We start from the raw sequence: 725 nt of genomic DNA on the forward strand, positions 1-725 counted from the left end.
GCTATAAGCCCAAATTACCAGCCAGCGCCTAAAGACGCTGGCTTTCACTTTGTTCAAGCCTTATTGCTCTTGACTCGTCACTTGCCTCTCAAAGAGGCTTTAGTATTACTTACCACTATCCCTAAAGGGATCCTCATATTCTTTTACACTTAATTTATCTAGTGCTATATCATGCTTTTCCTGTTCTTGGATATATTTCTTAATTGTGGCTTCATTAAGCCCTACTGTACTTACATAATAACCTTCCGCCCAGAAATGCGGATTCCCAAACTTGTACTTGAGATTAGCGTGTTTGTCAAACATCATGAGTGCACTTTTTCCTTTTAAATAACCCATGAAACTTGAAATACTTATCCTTGATGGAATACTTACTAACATATGTACATGGTCTGGCATTAAGTGACCCTCGATAATTTTAACTCCTTTATAACTACACAAACGATGAAATATTTCGCCTAAACTACTTCGATATTGATTATAGATAACTTTTCGTCTATACTTAGGGGTAAACACAATGTGATACTTACAGTGCCACTTTGTGTGCGATAAACTATATACCTTTTGTGCCATATTTTTCTCCTTTCGCTTTACAATTGGCTTGAACACCTTTATTGCATCGCGTTCGGAGTTTTTTTGGTATAACCTTCGACGCGCACCCGCATAGCGGGTGGTTTTTTTGTCTCTCACCTAACGGAGCGAGACGGACTAATAGTCACATAATAAAA

The 725-nt window shown here is 38.1% G+C and carries 1 protein-coding gene; it reads right to left on the reverse strand.

Annotation, left to right across the window (positions count from 1 at the left end; translation table 11 throughout):
• Window positions 1–105 precede the first annotated feature (105 nt).
• Window positions 106–570 carry an IS200/IS605 family transposase gene (gene tnpA / locus B7692_RS07630; protein ID WP_084930361.1) on the reverse strand — a complete coding sequence of 155 codons (465 nt, stop codon included), beginning with the start codon at window positions 568–570 and terminating at the stop codon, window positions 106–108.
• Window positions 571–725 lie beyond the last annotated feature (155 nt).

Origin of the sequence: Streptococcus mitis (genome assembly GCF_002096925.1) — a bacterium.
Classification (GTDB): Bacteria; Bacillota; Bacilli; order Lactobacillales; family Streptococcaceae; genus Streptococcus; species Streptococcus mitis_AF.

What these genes read in the sequence shown, in the direction of transcription:
- tnpA (WP_084930361.1), bottom strand. Translation starts at nt 570, where the DNA reads ATGGCACAAAAGGTATATAGTTTATCGCACACAAAGTGGCACTGTAAG.